This is a genomic window from Pseudomonas sp. (genome assembly GCF_032058845.1).
Classification (GTDB): Bacteria; Pseudomonadota; Gammaproteobacteria; order Pseudomonadales; family Pseudomonadaceae; genus Aquipseudomonas.
On sequence record NZ_DAMCCR010000091.1, the window covers coordinates 1 to 17479 of the forward strand.

Genomic DNA, 17479 nt, shown 5'->3' on the forward strand with positions numbered 1-17479 from the left:
TTTACCCTGCTGGCCTGCCTGCTGCTGGCGGCGGCCTTGCTCTTGCCGCTGGTGCTGGACGCCAGCCTGGCGGGCCTGGCGCGGTGGTGCCGGCGGCCGCTGCCGCAGTGGTTCGTTGCCGACAGCCGTCAGCAATTGCCCGCCCTGAGCCTTGCATTGATGGCGCTGCTGCTGGCCCTGGCCGCCAGCGTCGGGGTAGGCAGCATGACCGAAGGTTTTCGTCGCACCTTCACCGGCTGGCTCGACCAGCGGCTGTCCGCCGACCTCTATGTCACCCCGCGCGACAGCGAGCAGGCGGGGCGCATCGACCAATGGCTGGCGGAGCAGTCGGCCGTGAGTGTGCGGCTGCCCACGTGGCGTGCCGAGTTGCGGCTTGGCCAATGGCCCACCCAGGTGCAGGGCGTGGTCGATGCGCCGTGGTATCACACGCACTGGCCCTTGCTCGCGCAAAGCGACGATGCCTGGGCACAGCTGGCCGCTGGCCGTGGGGTGATGCTCAGCGAGCAACTGGCAAGGCGCCTGCGGGTGACGCTGGGCGATGACGTCAACCTGCCGGTGGCCACGGGCAGTGGTCAGGCGGCGCTGACCGTGGTGGGCGTGTATGCCGACTACGGCAACCCCAAGGGCCACCTGCTGGTCAACGATGCCTGGTTGCGCGCCCATGTACCGCAGGCGAGCCTCAGCGGCATCGCCTTGACCGTGGCGCCAGGGCAGCGCGCAACGTTGCAGGCTGCGTTGCAGCAGCGCTTTGGCCTGGACCCGAGTCGGTTGGTTGACCAAGGCACCTTGAAAGCCTGGTCTACCGAGGTGTTCAGCCGCACCTTCGCCGCCACCGCCGCGCTCAACACCCTGACGCTGGGAATCGCCGGCGTGGCATTGTTCATCAGCCTGCTGACCCTTGGGCAAAGCCGCCTCGGCCAACTGGCGCCGTTGTGGGCGCTGGGGGTGACGCGGCGTGGCCTGATCGGCCTGTCGCTCGGCCAGACCCTGCTGCTGGCCAGCCTCACCGTGCTGCTGGCCATGCCCCTGGGCCTGTTGCTGGCGTGGTGCCTGGTGGCAGTGGTCAACGTGCAGGCGTTCGGCTGGCGTCTGCCACTGATGGTGTTCCCTGCACAACTGCTGCAATTGGCCGGACTCGGTCTGTTCACCAGCCTGGCTGCCAGTGCCTGGCCCCTGTGGCAACTGGCCCGCCGACAACCGGCCGACCTGCTGAGGACCTTCACCCATGAGGCTTGACCGCTGCGCGCTGCTCATCGGCCTGCTGGTCATGGCTGGCTGCGACCAGCCCGACCCCACACCGCATAGCTACGCAGGCCTCGGCCAGGACGCGGCCGCCTTCGCCCAGGTCAGACGCGGCGTGCCGCTGGTGTTCCCGCAAGACCACGGCGCCCATGACGGCTATCGCATCGAATGGTGGTACGTCACTGCCAACCTGCACGATGAACAGGGCCGCGACTGGGGCACGCAGTGGACGCTGTTTCGCTCGGCGCTGCGCCCGGGCGAGGCCGGTGTTGGCTGGGGCAGCGCCAACCTGTGGATGGCCCACGCCGCGCTGACCGGCCCAGGCGGGCACCAGTCCAGCGAACGCCTGGCCCGTGGCGGCATTGGCCAGGCCGGGGTCGAGGGCGCGCCGTTTCGCGCCTGGATCGACGACTGGTCATTGGCGGGCGACGCGCAGATCCACCGATTGCGCATGCGCGCCAACGGCGCAGGTTTTTCCTATGACCTGAACCTCTCTAGCCAGCGCCCACTGGTGCTGCATGGCGATCAGGGCTACAGCGAGAAGTCCGGGCATGGTCAGGCGTCGTACTACTACAGCCAGCCGTTCTACCGGGTCAGCGGCGTGGTCGAGCGCGATGGCAAGCGGGTGCAGGTCAGCGGCAATGCCTGGCTCGACCGCGAGTGGAGCAGCCAGCCGCTCGCTGCCGGGCAGTCAGGCTGGGACTGGTTTTCCCTGCACCTGGACAGCGGCGCCAAACTGATGCTGTTCCAGGTGCGACAAGAAGGCGCCGGGCCCTATCGCGCTGGCACCTGGATCAGCGCCGACGGCGCCAGCGAGGCGTTGCATGGCGAGCAGATCCAGCTCAGCGCACTGGCCTCGACGCGCCAGCGCGAGGGCCAGTCCGTGCCGACTCGCTGGCGCGTGCAAGTGCCCGGCAAGCAGCTCGATGTCGAGGTGCAGGCGTTGGAGCCGCAGGCCTGGATGCACACACGCTTTCCCTACTGGGAGGGCCCGGTGAAGGTGCAGGGCAGCACGGGCGGGCGGGGGTATCTGGAGATGACCGGCTATGCGGCGCCGCGCTGAGGGTGTGGGCAGGCTCGGTGCCAGAGCCTCTGGTGCATTGCGCCCCAGCACAGGCCGCCCGGTGCGAGCCAATTGGCAGGCTTGCGATACGACCCATGGCCTCGCTGGCCGAGTCTGATCATGTGAGTCAGTGTCTTGCTGTACCGGGCCGGCGGCGCCGGCCTGGTAGAACCGTCACCGACCGGCCAGCGATAACCCCAGGGTCGCCCTTGACGCCGGAGCGTAGCTCACACCCACACATCGTTGGTCGCCGTACGCTCGCCACCTTCATGCCCGGTGTTCAGAATGCCTCGTGGCTCGATCATCATCAGGTGCGCCTCGCCCTCGGCCGCTGTGCGGTGCTCGACGCCGCGCGGAACCACGTACAGCTCGCCCGGCTGGACGAACACCGGGCCCTCGCGCAGGTCGATGCGCAAGGTGCCGGCCAGCACGAGAAAGGCCTCGTCGGTTTCCGGATGGGCATGCCAGATGAATTCGCCTGCAATGCGCACGACCTTGAACTGATAGTCGTTCATCTCGGCGACCACGCGAGGGCTCCATTGCTGCTCGATCAGCGCGCTCTTGTCCAACAGGTTGATGGCATGGCGGGGTGGGGTAGGGTGCATGGCTAAGCCTCATCAGTGAATGAAGCGCCAGGTTAGCCAGGCGGTCCTGCCCCTGGCTTGCACGATCCTGCAGGTTATCGACCGGGGTTGCAGCCATGCTCCTGTCGGCCTCGCAGCGGGGTTGGCTTGCGCGCGCCTTGCTGTCAGCGCCCCAGCCGTTGCAGCCAGCGCGCGGGCGGTACGCCGTAACAGCGTGTGAAGTAGCGGGTCATATGGCTCTGGTCGTGAAAGCCCGCTGCCAGCGCGGCATCCACCAAGCTGCAGCCGGCCAGCAGCAACGCCCGGACCCGGTCCAGCCGGCGCAGCGTCACGAAGCGATAAGGGCTGGTGCCGTACAGCGTGCGAAAGTCACGCGACAGGCTCCAGCGCTCGCGGCCGCTGACGTGCTCCAGCATCGGCAGAGTGATGTCCTGCTCCAGGTGCTCGAGGATGAACGCCCGCGCCCGCTGGGTGGCGCAGTAATCCAGGCGCTTGCGCCCACGTGGACGGCCTGCTACCGCACGCAGGGCGATGGCCAGATCGTATACCGCGTCCTGTTCTTCCAGCTCGGCCAGCGGATGCTCGACGGCCTGCACCAGCGTTTCGCTGGCGCGCAGCAAGCGCGGATCGCTCGACACGCCACCGACGATATGCGGCAGCGGTTCCCCGCCCAGCACTTGCTGGATCAGCGCCGGGTCGATGTAGGCCATGCGGTAGCGAAATCCGGCGTCGGTGCCGGCCATGCCGTCGTGCAGCTCATCGGGGTGCAGCACCAGCGTGGTGCCCGGCAGGCCGTGGCGCAGAGAACCTGTGTAGTGGAAGCTCTGCACCCCCGCCAGGGTGCGGCCGATGGAATAGGTATCGTGACGGTGCGGGTCGTAGCCATGGCCGCCGAACCACGCCTCGATCCGTTCGATGCGCCCCGGTGTATCGGCGCGCAGAACCCAGTCACTGCGGGCTGGCGGGGCAGGATAAGGCATGCAGGGTCTCCATGACGGGGGGTGACCGCACTCCAGGCGGACCTCGGACGCGGGACCAGCGTGAGATCAGGCTTGGATGGGTGCGGGCGGTGGGTACAGCATTTCATTTCCTGATGATGGTGGCTAGACAGAGCGGGGCCGGGCCATCTCGGCCGCTTCTGCAGGCCCCGTCGGAGAACCGGTCAACGCCAGGCTCTGCGCCTGCCAAGCGATAAGCGCTGCAGCGCCGCCGCGCGGCTGGATCGAGCCTGCGGTTACCACGGAGGCAACATTCCGCTCGTCGCCTCCCCATGAGCGAGCTTGAAGGTTTCACATAGTCTGGCTAATAGTGAACGCACTGCCAGGGGGAGGCTCAGTCATGCAACAACGATTTGTCATCGTTCCAGCACTGCCGATTGAAAAGGAATTGTCGAAACGTAAGGCCCGGTCGTGGGCGGGCGCGTTCTGTGCGCGCTTTGACCTGTATGACAACCAGGAAAAACAACGCCTGGCGTTGAGCCTGCAAAGCAGGCCGGATGCCGAAGCGGAATGCAGCCGGCGCAACTGCCTGGGCTGATCCAACTGCCAGCATGCGGCTTCATTGATAGAGCCACGTCCTACTGGCACGTCCTAACAGGCACGTCCAACTGGCACGCCTCATCTGGCACGTTCACGCGGCAAGTCAACACCTCATGGCCTGCTGACGCTCGCCCACGCTAGCTGATATCAATTCGCCTGCAATGCGCGGTGAAAATGCGTATCATTGCGCATCAGTTCCCCACCAAACCGTCGAACGAGAAGGATCTCCATGTTCCCGACGCCCCGGATTGCCTGCTTGCGCGCAGTGTTCGCCTGCGCCTTGCTTCTGCTCATCTCCACCTGGACCCACGCTGACGGCACCGATCCCTCCGTCACGCTGGAAAAAGACCTGCAGCACTTCACCGTGAACGCTGACGGCAGCTTCGTGCTGGCGGTCGAATCGGTCGTGCTGATCAACCAGCCGAGCGCTGTGCAGGCCCGTGCGCAGCAGCCCTTGAGCTACAACCGCGCCATCGAGACCCTTGATGTCGTCGAGGCCTACACGCTGAAGGCTGATGGTCGCAAGGTCCCCGTCGGCCCCGAGCAGATCCGCGAGCAGCAAGAAGCGGCGTCCAGCGAGGCGCCGATGTTTCGGGATGCGCTGAACAAGGTGGTGATCTTCCCCGAGGTGGCGGTCGGTGACCGCTTGGTGCTGCGCTATCAGCGTACGCGCAGCACAGCGCTGTTCCCGGGGCAGTTCGAGGATCTCAGCGCTGCGGCGATGCACCCCATCGGTGAGTTCAGCATCACCTACGACCTGCCCGAAGGGCTGCCCTTGCACGCCGAAGCACGCGGCTTCAACGCGGTGCCTGCGCACACTGCCAACGGCCGGACGGTGTACCGCTGGAACTATCAGGTCATCGAGCGCGCGCGTATCGAGTCGGGCGCAGTGTCATACCTGGACCACGGTCAGTACCTGGCGGTCTCGACCTTTGCCGACTTCAAGCAGTTCGCCGAGGCCTACCAGGCCCGTGCCCGGGTCGAGGTCACCCCGGCCATCCGCGAGATGGCCCGGCAACTCACGGCCAAGCTGCCCACGGCCCGCGACAAGGTGCTGGCCCTGAGCGACTGGGTGCGTACCCACATCCGCTATGTAGCGGTGTATGTGGGCGCAGGCGGGGTGGTGCCGCACCCGGCGCAGACCGTGCTCGACAACCGCTACGGCGACTGCAAGGGCCACGTGGCGCTGCTCGAAGCACTGCTCAAGGCGGTCGGCATCGACAGCACGCCAGCGCTGGTCAACCTTGGCAATGCCTACACCTTGCCCAGCGTGCCGACCCTGGGCGTGTTCAATCATGTGCTCACCTATGTGCCGAGCCTGGACCTCTACCTCGACTCGACCGATGTCGGCATTGCGGCGGGTTACCTGCCGCTCGGCGTGCTCGACAAACCGGTGCTGCTGACGGCCAGCGGCGCCCTCGCACGCACCCCTGCCACGCAGATGAGCGAAGCGCAGGGCGAGCTGTCGTTCAAGGTCGACAGGGACGGCGCGGCGCATTTTCAGCACGACACCCGCGTGCGCGGTTGGGCCAGCGAGTTCACTCGCTATCACGTCGCCGCACTGAGTGCGGGACAGCGCGAGGCTTTGATCCAGCAGGTGCTGGCGGCCTACGGCCAGCGCGGCAGTGGCGTCTTGAGCGTGCAGCCGCTTCAAGCCGATGGCGTCTTTCGCACACGTTTCACCGGTCACTCTGAAAACCTCGTCAACCTACCTGGCCCGGTCGGGGTGATGGCCTTGAGCACGCTGGGCGGCGGTATCGCCCAGACGGTGTACGGCTTCACCCTCGAGAAGCAGCGCCGCCAGGGGTTCCAGTGTTTTTCCGGCACAACCGTGGAGCGCGCCCGCTTCGAGTTCCCGCCCGAGGTCAACGTGCTGGCACTGCCGAAACCGGTGGCCTTGCAAGACTCCAGCCTGGACTACAGCGCCCACTATCGCCGCGAGGGCAACAGCGTGCTGATCGAGCGCCAGATGCGTTTCCACCACCCGCGCGCCGTGTGCTCCCCGGAAGATTTCAAACGCCTGCAGCCGGCCATCGACAGCATGGTTCGCGATCTGCAGAGCCAGATCATCGTGCAGGCGAGCTGAAGCACGCAGCCGACCTGGCTGACAGAGGCAGCATCTGCCACCAGCGCCTTGCGCACCCGAACCGTCACGGCCGATGGACCACGCTGCTACAACGCATAGTGCTTCAACTCCCGCGCAATGAGCAGGCGCTGGATCTCGCTGGAGCCTTCGTAGATCTGGGTGATGCGTGCATCGCGGTAATAGCGTTCGACCGGGTAATCCTCCAGATAGCCGTAGCCGCCGTGCACCTGGATCGCCATCGAGCACACCCGCTCGGCCATTTCCGAGGCGAACAGCTTGGCTTGCGAGGCCTCTGACAGGCAGGGCTTGCCGGCGCTGCGCAAGCGGGCGGCGTGCAGGATCAGCAAGCGCGCGGCGTTGACCTGGACCTGCATGTCGGCGAGCAGGTTGGCGATGCTCTGGTGCTCGTTGATCGGTTTGCCGAACTGCACCCGCTCGCGGGCGTACTGCAGCGCCGCCTCGAACGCGGCGCGGGCGATGCCCAGGGCCTGGGCCGCAATGCCGATGCGCCCGCCTTCGAGGTTGGACAGCGCGATGGCCAGGCCCTTGCCGCGCTCACCGAGCAGATTGGCAGCCGGGATGCGGCAGTCGGTCAGGCTCACTGCGCAGGTATCGCTGGCGCGGATGCCCATCTTGTGTTCGCTGCGCTCGACGCAGAACCCTGGGGTGTCGGTCGGCACCAGAAACGCCGACAGGCCTTTCTTGCCCAGCGCTGGGTCCGTCACTGCAAACACGATGGCCAGACCGGCACGGCGCGCGTTGCTGACGAACTGTTTGGCGCCATTGAGCACCCACTGATCGCCCACCTGCTCCGCGCGGGTGCGCAGGTTGTGCGCCTCCGAACCCGCCTGTGGCTCGGTCAGGCAGAAGCAGCCGATCACCTCGCCGCTGGCCAGGCGTGCCAGCCAGGTCTGTTGCTGTTCGCTGTTGCCATGGGCGAGCAGCGGGCCGCAGCCCACCGAATTGTGGATGCTCATCAGCGCACCGGTCGCGCCGTCGGCCGCAGAGATTTCCTCCACGGCCAGGGCGTAGGCGACGTAATCGGTGTAGCTGCCGCCGTGGCTGTCGGGCACCACCATCCCCAGCAGGCCCAGCTCGCCCATCTGCCGCACCACGGCGTCGTCGATCCAGGCGGCTTTTTCCCAGGCCTGGGCGTGTGGCGCGATCTCGTGGCGGGCGAATTCGCGGGCCATGTCACGGATCATGATCTGTTCGTCATTCAGCTCGAGGTCTTGCATGGGCAGCTCCTGTTCACAGGCCGTCGAAGAAGCGGCTGACCTGTGCAGCGGTCACTTCGCCAGGGGTGCGCGGATTCCAGCGCGGCTGTTTGTCCTTGTCGATCAGCAGCGCTCGCACGCCCTCGATCAGGTCGCCGTGCTCGAACCACTGCCGGTCGACGTGCAGCTCCTGGGCAAAACACTGCTCCAGGCCCAGCTCGCGGCCGCGCCGCAGCATCTGCAAGGTCACCGCCATGGCGAGCGGCGAGCGGCTTTCAAGCAGGTCGGCGGTGGCCAGCGCCCAGGCATGGCTGTGGCCAAGGTTGACGGCGCGCAGCTGCTCGATGATCGCAGGCAGGTCGGGTTGGCTGAAGTAGTGATCGATGGCCGGGCGCAGTTCCGCCAGCGGGGCCTCTTCGAGCATTTGCTGGCCGAGGCCGGCGAGCAGGCTTTGCAGGTCCTTGAGCGGGTAGGGGCCGAACTGCAGACGGTCCAGGCCTGCATCGAAATCGCCCAGCGCAGCGCTGGGCAGGTACCAGTTGGCCAGGCCGCAGTACAGTGCGTCGGCGGCCTGGATCTGCTTGCCGGTCACGCCCAGGTACACCCCCAGCTCACCTGGCACGCGGGACAGGAAATAGCTGGCGCCCACATCGGGAAAGTAACCGATGCCCACCTCGGGCATGGCCAACCGGCTGCGCTCGGTGACCACGCGCAGGTCACAGCCCTGCGCCAGGCCCATGCCGCCGCCCAGGGTAAAACCGTCCATCAGCACCACCACGGGTTTGGAGTAGCGGTGCAGGCTCAGGTCGAGCGCGTATTCCTCCTCGAAGAACACCTCGCACAGGGTGCTGCCGGCCTGATAGCTGTCGTACAACGCGCGGATGTCACCGCCTGCGCAGAAACCCTTGGGGCCCTCGCCGCGCAATACCACAGCCTTGACCTGATCATCCTCGCGCCAGGCGTCGAGCTGGCGTTGCAGGCTGCGAACCATGCCCAGGGTCAACGCATTGAGGCCCTCGGGGCGGTTCAGGGTGAGGTGGCCGATGTGGTTGCGAACCGTCGCCAGCACGTGGCTGGCCTCCAGTGTTCGAGCCTGTGCAGTCATCGCGATGTCCTTGCGTTGTCGTTGGATTTCCAGGAAGCGGCATTGCTGTGTCACCCGCGTGCCGATGCTGGCACTGGCCAGCGGGGTGGACAACGGGCAATTCTGCATCAGTGGCATGCATTTTTACCCTGCGGGTGCTTGGCCGCTCAGAAGGTGTGACAACGGCGCAGAGGGGATGTTTAGCCTGATGGGTGGCGGCGAACGTACCGAGGCTCCAGGGGCGGTGGGGCCGTGATGTGCGCCAGGTCAGGCTTGACCGCGCAACTCAATCCATCTGACACCGCCGATACCCCACCCGCGGCGTATCGGCCAGGTACTGATCGATCAACGAGCGCAACGATTCCCCCCGTGCCAGGTAGGCGTCGCCAAAATCCTTGCTGCCCAGCGCGCTGGGATGCACCACCACCTCCAGCACGCCACTGCGTGGCGCCAGCCCGGCCTTGAGGTCGGCCGGGGTGCAGACGTGGTCGGCCGTGGCGCCGCACAGATGACGCAAGCGCTTGTTCAGCGTCGTCTTGAACAGCCATTTCAACGGCCCGATGTTCAGCCCGATGTTGCGCGCCAGACGCACCGGCACCCCGTGATCGCGGGCAAAGCGCGCGAGCACTTCGCCTATCGGCCAGATGTTGTGCACATGCTGGTGCGAATCCAGATGGCTCGGCACCACGCCATGGGCCACACAGCGCGCCCATTGCGCCGTCAGTTCTTCGATGACGGCGAGCCGTTCGCGGCGGCGCAGGAACAGGCTGTAAGGTTTCAGGCGCAGGGCAAAATGCCCGGAGGCATTGCAGAACCGTGGCTCGCGCAGGATCGCCTGGCTCAGCGGGCGCCCGTGGGTGAGGTTGAAGTGCAGGCCGATGTGGCCCTTCAGCGCTCCTTTCTGGCTCATGGCGCAGGCGCCGGCAAAGCCTGGCATGTTGGCCATGATGGTGGCCGAACTGAGCAATCCCGCCTGAAATCCGCGCAGGATGATGGCGTTGGTGCGGGCGCTCAGGCCGAAATCATCCGCGTTGACGATGGCCTTCGTTGGCATGGGCATGCTCCTGTGTCGTGTGAGCCGCTTCGCTGGCGGCAGGTGTGGCGCGTTTGCGCACGAAGGGCTTGAGCCATTGCCAGCCGCGCAAGGCAAGCCCCAGGATGAAACCACTGGGCCGCCAGCTGAAACAGCTCAAGCGCCAGTGCTCGATGAAACCGGTGTGGCGCTCGTGCAACTGGTGGCTGGAATTGTCCAGGCTGACCCGCGAGGCATCGATCCATTCCCAGCCGCTGTCCAGGCCCCAGTGAATCAAGGATTCCAGCAGCACGCGGCCGCTGCCAAGGTCGCGGTAGGCCGGCAGGAAGGCCAGGTTGTAATCGTAGAAGCGCCCGCGCTCGAGCAGGCCCAGCCGGTAGCTGATGCAACGTCCGTCCAGCTCCAGCAGTACCAGGCATACCAGGCCCTGCGCCGCCAGTTCGGTAAAGGCCTGGTACATCCAGTGGCGGCGCTGCGCCCCGGAGAAGATGCCCACCGCATCGTCGCCTTTCCAGCTGGCGGTTTCCACGGCGCTGACCGCATCGAGCAGCGCCGCGATGTTGGCCGCATCGGCCAGCACGCGGCGTTCGATGGCGCCGCAGGCGGCGATGCGCTTGCGCGCCCGGCGCAGCTTGTAGCGCGGGTCGCCGCTGATCTCCTGGCGGTCGGCCGCGCTGATGCGGTGCACGGGGACTCGGCAACTCAGGCGCTGCTCGAAGGTCGAACTGCGCCGCGCCCAGCAGTTCAGCCACGGGTCACTGGCCACCGCCGAGGGCACTTCACTCAATTGCAGCAGCGCATGCGGCAGGTGCTGGCGAATGCTGGACAGCACCTGGCTGGCGGCATCCACCGGCAGCTCGATGAGCAAGGCGATGCGATCGCTCAGCGGGTAGCCCAGGTGACGTACAACCGCCAGGCGCAACGGTCCGAAGCGCTCGCGGCTGCGCACCAGCGGCAGGCACAGGCGCAACTGTCCATGCTCGTACCCCAGCAGCACGGCCAGCAGCTGCCCAGGCAACAGCGCCTGTTCGGCGGCGCGCAGCCAGCCCAGGTGATTGAACGGGGTGCTACCGGCCAGGCGCTGGCGCAACGCCTCGTAGGCCTGGGCAGGAAAGCTCGCCTCGCTCAGCGAGTGACACCACTGCAGTTCGACGGCCATGGGTCAGGCCGCCGCGGCCGAAGGCGCCGCAGCCTTGCGCAGCGGGGCCAGGCACGAACCGCTGTAGCGGGTTTCGCGGAACAGCTTCCAGCGCCCGAACAGGTGATGGATGTGCACCACCCGACCTTGCTCGTGGTAACCCATGCGCAGGTGCAGGCGCAGCGCCGGGATGTTATGCGACTCACACACATCCACCACCTTCACGAAGCCTTGCGCGGCCATTTCCTGGAACATCCGCAGTTGCGCATCGGTGGAGATCTGCGTGCCCCAGTAGCGCCGCGCCGACTCGCCGCCGAACTGGAAGTACTCGCCGGGCTGCACGGCGAACCAGCAACCGTAGTAGTGCCGGTCGTGGTAGTCGCGCGTGCTGGCCCAGATGAACACGCAGCAGTCGTCACGCTCGTCCAGCCACATCAGCCCGGTGTGGCCCTCAGCCGCCAGATCGCGCATGGTCTGGATGCGGTCGCCGAAATGCCGCGCAAAGGCCTGCACGTTATGCACGCTGATACGCTCCATGCGCAGCGGCGGGTACGCCTTGAGCTGGTGCGGCGGCGGCGGGGTCACCAGGTCGCGTTCCATCCACAAGAGCTCTTCGTGACGGTAGACGAAGCGTCGAATGAGGCCGTTGAACGCTCCGCGCAGGCCTTTGCGCTTGACGTACTGCTGCAGGGTGCTCAGTGCATGGTTCATGGTGCCTCCTGTCTGGGGCTGATGGGGTACGGGGTCGGGACGACGGTCATCTGCGGGTGCTCCAGGTCAGGGCGAACAACGTCTGCCCGGGCAGCGAGAAGCGCACGCGACCGTCGGTGCAGCTGAGCGCAGCGTCGCGCGACCGCTGATCGGCGCCGTACAGCTGCAATCGGGCATCCGCGCAGGGGCTGGCCGCGTCGACGGTGACCTGTTGGGTACGGGTGGCCTTGTTCACCCCCAGCAGGCTGCGCTGCGGGCCGTCGGCCATGGCCAGGGCATCGACCTCGAAGGCGTCGTTGTCCAGGGTCAGCACCTGGCGCAGCCAGTGCTGCTGGATGAAGCGGTGGGCCAGTGCCACGGGTTTGGGTGTGAAGCGCTGCTCGCCGTCGCGCACCTCGATCATGCCCTTGGGCCAGCCTTGCTCATCGCCCAGATGAAACCAGTTGAGCATGTCCAGCAGGCCATCGGCCGACGCGTTGATCGCCACCGACGCCCACCACAGACCGGCGAAATGGGTGTCCTGGTCGTAGGGGCTGAGGCTCGAACCGCTGGAGATGTTGGTCTGGTCGATCAGCAGCGCCTTGCGTGGCCGGCCCTGGGCGTCGAGCCCGACCAGTTCCGCCGCCTGGCGCACGTGGGCGCGGTAGATGCGCGTGGCCAGCAGGTCGCGGACCATCCACTGGTGCCACGCCAGCGCGTCGATCTGTTCCGGGTGCCGGGCCAGCAGGCGCCGCGCCCAGTCCAGGCCGATGCGCTCGGCACTGTGTTCGCTCATCGGCCCGTTCACCAGGTTGGAGCTGGCCGGCATGGCGATGCGCACGCCGGCCTCACGGGTGCCGGGCACGCGCTGCAGGTGATCCAGCATGGCCTCGAAGTAGCGCGCGTAGCTGTCGAAATCCGGGTAGTTGAGGTTCGGCTCATCAGTGAAGGCCAGGTAGTGCAGGGCCTTGCCGCCCAGCTCGCGGGTGGTCTTGAGCCAGTCGTCCAGGCCGGCGAAGGTGGTGCGGTCGAGCGCCAGCACAGCGCGGCGCTCGGTGGCGGACAGCAGGGTGAGGTCCTGGTCGATGGGGTAGCGGCTCTGGTAGAAGCGGCGAAAGCCAGCTTCATAGCCGGGGCGGCGCTGCAGCACATCGACGAAGCTGTACCAGCCGGTGGCGCGCGGCTGCAGCCCATCGATGGCGGCATAGCTGGCTGGCGGCGGCATCTGATACGGCACGTTCACGCCCAGGCTTGGCGTGTGGCCGGGCAGCGCCGCGCCGACCTTCAGCGTGACCTCACCGTCGGCCAGCGCCAGCGGCCCCAGGTGATCTTCACGCCGCGCAAACAGGTTGGCCGTGCCATCAAGCCAGAACGCCGCCTTGCCCTGACCGTGCAGACGCAGGCGGAAGGTCTGCGCGTGGTCGACCACCGGCAGTGCCAGGCGGTCGAACTGCCAATAGGCGTCATGCGGCTTGAGCACCAGGTCCAGGCGTTGCCCATCGCCCAGGCGCTCGACCTGCAATGCCCGCACGCCGCCGTGGTACTTGCCGGCCAGCACGGCCTGCTCGCCCGCCGCGACGCGGAAGTACAGCACGGTGTTCGGCGGCGCCTGCAGGCTGAAATGCACCTTGGCCGGGGCGAACTGGGCGCGGGTGCTGGCATCGCTGGTGATGCGGTAGCGGCGAAAGCTGTAGCCCGGCACGTCGAGCTGATAGGCGTGCGCACTGGCCGCCAGCGGCCAGCGTTGCGCCCCGGAGGTCTGCTCACGGGGGATGTGCCGCTCGCCCTGCAGCCGGCCACGGCCATCGAGCAGGTGCAGGTACTCCTCGTTGGCATCGGCCTGCCAGGCGGGTTGCCAGGTGATGGCGAGGCTGTCTGGCTGCGTCGGTTGCAGGTACAGGCTGCCATCGCGAATATCGCCCCAGGTCAACGGCGTGGCCTGCACCGCCCCGGCCAACAGCGCGCCGGCCAGCAGCAGTGCCAGGGCGCCGCCGTTCATGCCGCACCCCGTTGCAGCATCTGCAGCAGCGGACGCACATCGCTGGGCAGGATCGCCAGGGTATTCCAGACCGACACGCCGCTGAGCCGGCAGTACAGCGTCAGCATCATGACCGCCACGCTGAAGTAGGCCACCGACGAGCTGACGGCGGCGCCGAGAATGCCGAAGCGCGGAATCAGCAGCAGGCTCAGCACCAGGTTCAGTACCGCACCGATGCCCATGATCCACGACACGGTGCCGGGGCGCTCCTTGCCCAGCAGGTCGAGGCGCAGAATGCTCACGTGGCTCATGCCGAGCAGCCCCGGCAACAGGCCGAGCAGGGCGGGGTAGGCCGGTTGGTACTCGGCGCCGAACAGCGTGATGATCAGCCATTCTCCGATCACCGCCATGCTCAGGCAGGCGAGGAACATGATGGTCGAGGTCAGGCGCAGGGCCAGTGGGGTCAGCCGGCTCATTTCCTTTTCCTGTTGCAGCAGGCGCTTCATCAAGGGCGTGGTCACAGCCTCCGGCACGATGTACAGCAGCTCGGCAGCGGCAGTGGCCATGGCGTAGTGGCCCAGCTGCGCGCTGCCGAGCATGGCGCTGATCAGCAGGTAGTCGCCGCGCAGCATGGCCTGGCGGAACAGCACGTCGGGGTGGCTCTTGGCGCTGTAGCTGAGCAGTTCGCGCTGGCCGTTGCGGTCCCAGCGCAGGGCGATGCGGTGGTCGCGGCCCAGCCAGTACAGGCCCAGGCTGACGAACAGCCCCAGCCCGCATAACCAACTGATGACTGCCGCGTCCAGGGCAGCATCGCGCCACATGAAGAACAGCCCGGCGAACAGCAGCAGTGGCACCAGCGATTCGAGCAGGCGCAGGGCGTTGTAGGTGCCGGTGGCGCCAGAGGCGTTGTGCAGCGTCAGCAGCGCCACCTTGAGCACCGACAGCGGCACGGCGGCCAGCAGCAGCCAGACCAGCAGGCCCAGTTGCTCGGTGGCTTCCAGGTGCGTGCCCAGCTCGCGCGCCAGCACGATGCACAGCAGCGTCAGCAGGGTCGCCAGCAGGCAGCCATAGACCAGCACCTGGGTCAGCAGCAGGCCCATGTTGCGCTGTTTGGCTGCCTGGTAGCCAAGGGCCGTGTTCAGGCCGCCACTGGTGAAGGCGCTGATGAGGTCGGGCAGGGTATTGAGCAGGGCGAACACGCCGCGCTCGCTGGGCCCGAGAATGCGCGCCAGGAGCACGTTGCGCATCAGCCGCAACACCAGCATGGCGACGTTGGTGCCCATGCTCAGGACCATGTGCCGCAGGTAACCATTGCGCTTCATGCGCGTGCCCCACGGCCGATGCGCCAGGCCAGCAAGGAAGGCTGGCGGGCGGTGCGTTGGCTGACGCCGATGCGCGGCAGGGCGAGCGGGTCGTCAGCGGTCTTGCACACCGCCGCGCGAGTGCTGAGCGCGAACGGGTAGTGGTGCGCGGCGAGGTGCTGGCGGACCCGCGCATCATGGTCGCCGTTGGGGTAGCAGTACACCGGCAAGGGGTGCAGGCAGCCGTGCTGCAGAGCATGCGTGCTGCGCGCCAGCTCGGCGTCGAGTGCGGCGTCGTCCAGCTCGGGCAATAGCGCGTGGCTGGCGCCGTGAGGGCCGAAGGTGATCAGCCCAGTGCCTTCCATGTGCCGCACCTGATGCCAGTCCAGGGCTTGCGGCAGCGATTCCAGCGGGCAGGTCTCGGTGAGTTGGCGCAGGGTGTGAGCGGGAAGCGCCTTGAGCCGTTGCAGGTAATGCGCCAGGGCCAGGCTGCGCACGCTGTCGGTGGCCGGTTCCAGGACCTGCGCAGGCACCGGGTGGCCCTGTTCACGCAGCTGCTCCAGCAGGGGCGCAACGGCCGCCTGGCCGTGGCTGCCCCACAGCGTTTCACCCAGGCTTTCCCACCAGAAGCGCTGGCGGCTGCCAATGTAGTCGGTGGACAGGAAGATGCTCGCCGGCACCTGATGGCGCTGGAGCAGCGGCAAGGCGTGCAATGCGTTGTCGCGCCAGCCATCGTCGAAGGTCAGGGCCACCTGCGGGCGCTGCCCACGGCGCGGTTGGCGCTGCTGCTCCAGCAGGGTCATCAGCGGCACGCAGTCAAAGTGCTGGCGCAACCAGCGCAGCAACCCGTCAAAGGCCTCGGGCCCTACGCACAGCTCGTTGCGGTGTGCCAGCTCGGCGCTGGCGTCGTCGGCCAGCACCCGATGCAGCATCAGGATCACCCCGTCGCCGCGCAACTGCCGATGGCCGACGGGCGAATTGAGGTACAGCCAACCGCTCGCGCGTTTCAGATCGTTCTTGATCGACATGGCAGGTGCTCACCGGGTGTGATTGGGGGTCCATTGGTTGTAGCTATGGCCGCGCAGGAACTGCCACAGGCCCAGGCTCATGCCGGCCACCGTGACCAGCACGAAGGCGGCCAGGCGAAAGGGTCTGGGCAACCGCCGCCGCGCATCCAGCAAGCCGACTACCGCGGCCCCGTAACCCAGCACTTGCGCGGCCAGGGCCACGCCATAGAAGGCCCCCTCTTCGAGCAGCAGCAGGTTGCTCAGCAGCAGCGGCAGCAACAGCACCGGCGCCAGGCGGCGGATCAGCTTGTGGCTGATCAGGGCCAGCGCGTACAGGCCATGGCGACGCGGATCGAGCAGTTCGCTGCGCGCCCTGAGGCTGATCAGCCCGCCCACCGTGACGCGCTGGCGCCGGCTGAACTGGCGCTCGGCTTCATCGGTGCCGAAGTCGTAGGCGCGGGCGTGGTCGACATAGGCCACGCGCAGGCCAGCGGCGGGGGCGCAGGTACTGATGAAGAAGTCGTCGTTGACCCGCGCTGGAATCGCCTGGTACAGCGTGCGGCGCAGCGCCTGCAAGGCGCCATCGGCCGACACGCAGCAGCCGGCGCGGTTCTCCAGCCCGCGCAGCCAGGCTTCCTGACGGCGGTACAGCGCCTCGCCGTAGCTCATGCCCTTGCCGCTCAGGGGGATGACCATGTTGCCGCCGCTGGCGCCTACGCCAGAGTCGGCGAAGGGGGCGATCAGCGCCGCAAAGGTACCGTCGAGCCACTGCACGTCGGCGTCGGTGAACACCAGGATGTCGCCGCTGCAGTGCGCCACGGCGCTGTTGAGGGTGGCGTTCTTGCCCTGGCGTGGCAGGTCGAGCACCACCACCCGTGGGTCATCCAGGCGGCGCGCCAAGGCCACGGTGTCATCGCTGGAGCCATCGCTGGCCACCACGATCTGCAGGCTGGCCAGCGTCACCTGCTGTTCCAGCAGGTTGCGCAGCTTGGCCTCGATGTGGCGTTGTTCGTTGTGCGCTGCCACCACCACACTGACGTGCAGCGGCGGGCCACTGAACGCGCGCGGGCGTGGCAGCCAAGGGCTGACCAGCGCCAGCAGCAGTGGGTAACCCAGCCAGGCGAACAAGGGCAGCAGCAGGCAGGTCCAGAAGATCAGTTCAGCCACGGGCGGGTCTCCTTGACGGGCGATTCAACAGGCTCAATACCAGGGCCGCACCGGCCAGGCGCAAGCGCACCCAGTGCAGACCCCACAGTTGCAGGGTGAACAGCAGGTCGCGGTGGCGCAGGCTCTGCCGTACGCTCAGGCCCAGCGCCGGCAGGGCCCCGGCCAGTAGCAACAGCAGCGCCGGCAGCACCTGGCCATAGCTCAGGGCCAGCAAGGCGGCGAAATCCACGGCCCAGGCCGCCAGCGACAGCAGCGGAAAGCGCAGCACGCGCAGGCTGCGGCCGTGGCTGCGCAGCAGCTGCAGGTGGCTGCCCTGGCGCCACAGCTCCTTGCCCAGCCATTCCCCCCAGC

The 17479-nt window shown here is 67.2% G+C and carries 15 protein-coding genes and 1 pseudogene; 4 read left to right on the forward strand and 12 right to left on the reverse strand.

Annotation, left to right across the window (positions count from 1 at the left end; genetic code table 11):
• Window positions 1-1236: ABC transporter permease (locus RT028_RS15965; protein ID WP_312936092.1), on the forward strand; the 1236-nt coding region annotated here is incomplete at its 5' end.
• Entirely contained in the window at window positions 1226-2305 is a 1080-nt protein-coding gene (locus tag RT028_RS15970; RefSeq protein WP_312936093.1) for a lipocalin-like domain-containing protein, read from the forward strand. The genes RT028_RS15965 and RT028_RS15970, both read left to right, overlap by 11 nt.
• A 227-nt stretch (window positions 2306-2532) precedes the next feature.
• Here RT028_RS15970 and RT028_RS15975 read toward each other — a convergent pair whose 3' ends face one another.
• On the reverse strand, window positions 2533-2910 hold the full coding sequence (locus tag RT028_RS15975; protein WP_312936094.1) for a cupin domain-containing protein: 378 nt from the start codon (window positions 2908-2910) through the stop codon (window positions 2533-2535).
• A gap of 143 nt (window positions 2911-3053) precedes the next feature.
• The gene (locus tag RT028_RS15980) at window positions 3054-3869 is read right to left on the reverse strand and encodes an AraC family transcriptional regulator (protein WP_312936095.1); all 816 of its coding nucleotides are present in this window, start codon (window positions 3867-3869) and stop codon (window positions 3054-3056) included.
• 358 nt (window positions 3870-4227) lie between these two features.
• Here RT028_RS15980 and RT028_RS15985 point away from each other — a divergent pair, with 358 nt between their 5' ends.
• On the forward strand, window positions 4228-4425 hold the full coding sequence (locus tag RT028_RS15985) for a hypothetical protein (RefSeq protein WP_312936096.1): 198 nt from the start codon (window positions 4228-4230) through the stop codon (window positions 4423-4425).
• Between the two features lie 231 nt (window positions 4426-4656).
• Entirely contained in the window at window positions 4657-6513 is a 1857-nt protein-coding gene (locus tag RT028_RS15990) for a DUF3857 and transglutaminase domain-containing protein (protein WP_312936097.1), read from the forward strand.
• Window positions 6514-6599: 86 nt separating this feature from the next.
• Here RT028_RS15990 and RT028_RS15995 read toward each other — a convergent pair whose 3' ends face one another.
• The 10 genes and pseudogenes from RT028_RS15995 to RT028_RS16040 all read right to left on the reverse strand — a co-directional run.
• Window positions 6600-7751: an acyl-CoA dehydrogenase family protein gene (locus RT028_RS15995; RefSeq protein WP_312936098.1), complete on the reverse strand. Its 1152-nt coding sequence runs from the start codon at window positions 7749-7751 to the stop codon at window positions 6600-6602.
• A gap of 13 nt (window positions 7752-7764) precedes the next feature.
• Entirely contained in the window at window positions 7765-8835 is a 1071-nt protein-coding gene (locus tag RT028_RS16000) for an enoyl-CoA hydratase/isomerase family protein (protein ID WP_312936106.1), read from the reverse strand.
• A 265-nt stretch (window positions 8836-9100) separates the two neighbouring features.
• A complete protein-coding gene (locus RT028_RS16005) occupies window positions 9101-9868 on the reverse strand; it encodes a ChbG/HpnK family deacetylase (protein WP_312936099.1) in 768 nt (255 codons plus the stop codon).
• Window positions 9837-11006 carry a GNAT family N-acetyltransferase gene (locus RT028_RS16010; protein ID WP_312936100.1) on the reverse strand — a complete coding sequence of 390 codons (1170 nt, stop codon included), beginning with the start codon at window positions 11004-11006 and terminating at the stop codon, window positions 9837-9839. Before RT028_RS16010 ends, RT028_RS16005 begins: the two co-directional genes overlap by 32 nt.
• Window positions 11007-11009: 3 nt before the next feature.
• Window positions 11010-11696 (reverse strand): GNAT family protein, encoded by a 687-nt coding sequence (locus tag RT028_RS16015; RefSeq protein WP_312936101.1) that lies wholly within the window; start codon window positions 11694-11696, stop codon window positions 11010-11012.
• 46 nt (window positions 11697-11742) lie between these two features.
• Window positions 11743-13674: a hypothetical protein gene (locus RT028_RS16020; protein WP_312936102.1), complete on the reverse strand. Its 1932-nt coding sequence runs from the start codon at window positions 13672-13674 to the stop codon at window positions 11743-11745.
• Complete coding sequence (locus RT028_RS16025) at window positions 13671-14975, reverse strand: oligosaccharide flippase family protein (protein ID WP_312936103.1); 1305 nt, start codon at window positions 14973-14975, stop codon at window positions 13671-13673. Before RT028_RS16025 ends, RT028_RS16020 begins: the two co-directional genes overlap by 4 nt.
• Complete coding sequence (locus RT028_RS16030) at window positions 14972-15982, reverse strand: polysaccharide deacetylase family protein (RefSeq protein WP_312936104.1); 1011 nt, start codon at window positions 15980-15982, stop codon at window positions 14972-14974. The genes RT028_RS16025 and RT028_RS16030 overlap by 4 nt, the downstream gene beginning before the upstream one ends.
• A gap of 9 nt (window positions 15983-15991) precedes the next feature.
• Window positions 15992-17128, reverse strand: coding sequence for a glycosyltransferase (locus RT028_RS16035; RefSeq protein ID WP_312936105.1), 1137 nt, complete (start codon window positions 17126-17128; stop codon window positions 15992-15994).
• Window positions 17121-17479, reverse strand: a pseudogene (locus tag RT028_RS16040) (glycosyl transferase family 2); the annotation flags it as partial. The gene RT028_RS16035 and the pseudogene RT028_RS16040, both read right to left, overlap by 8 nt.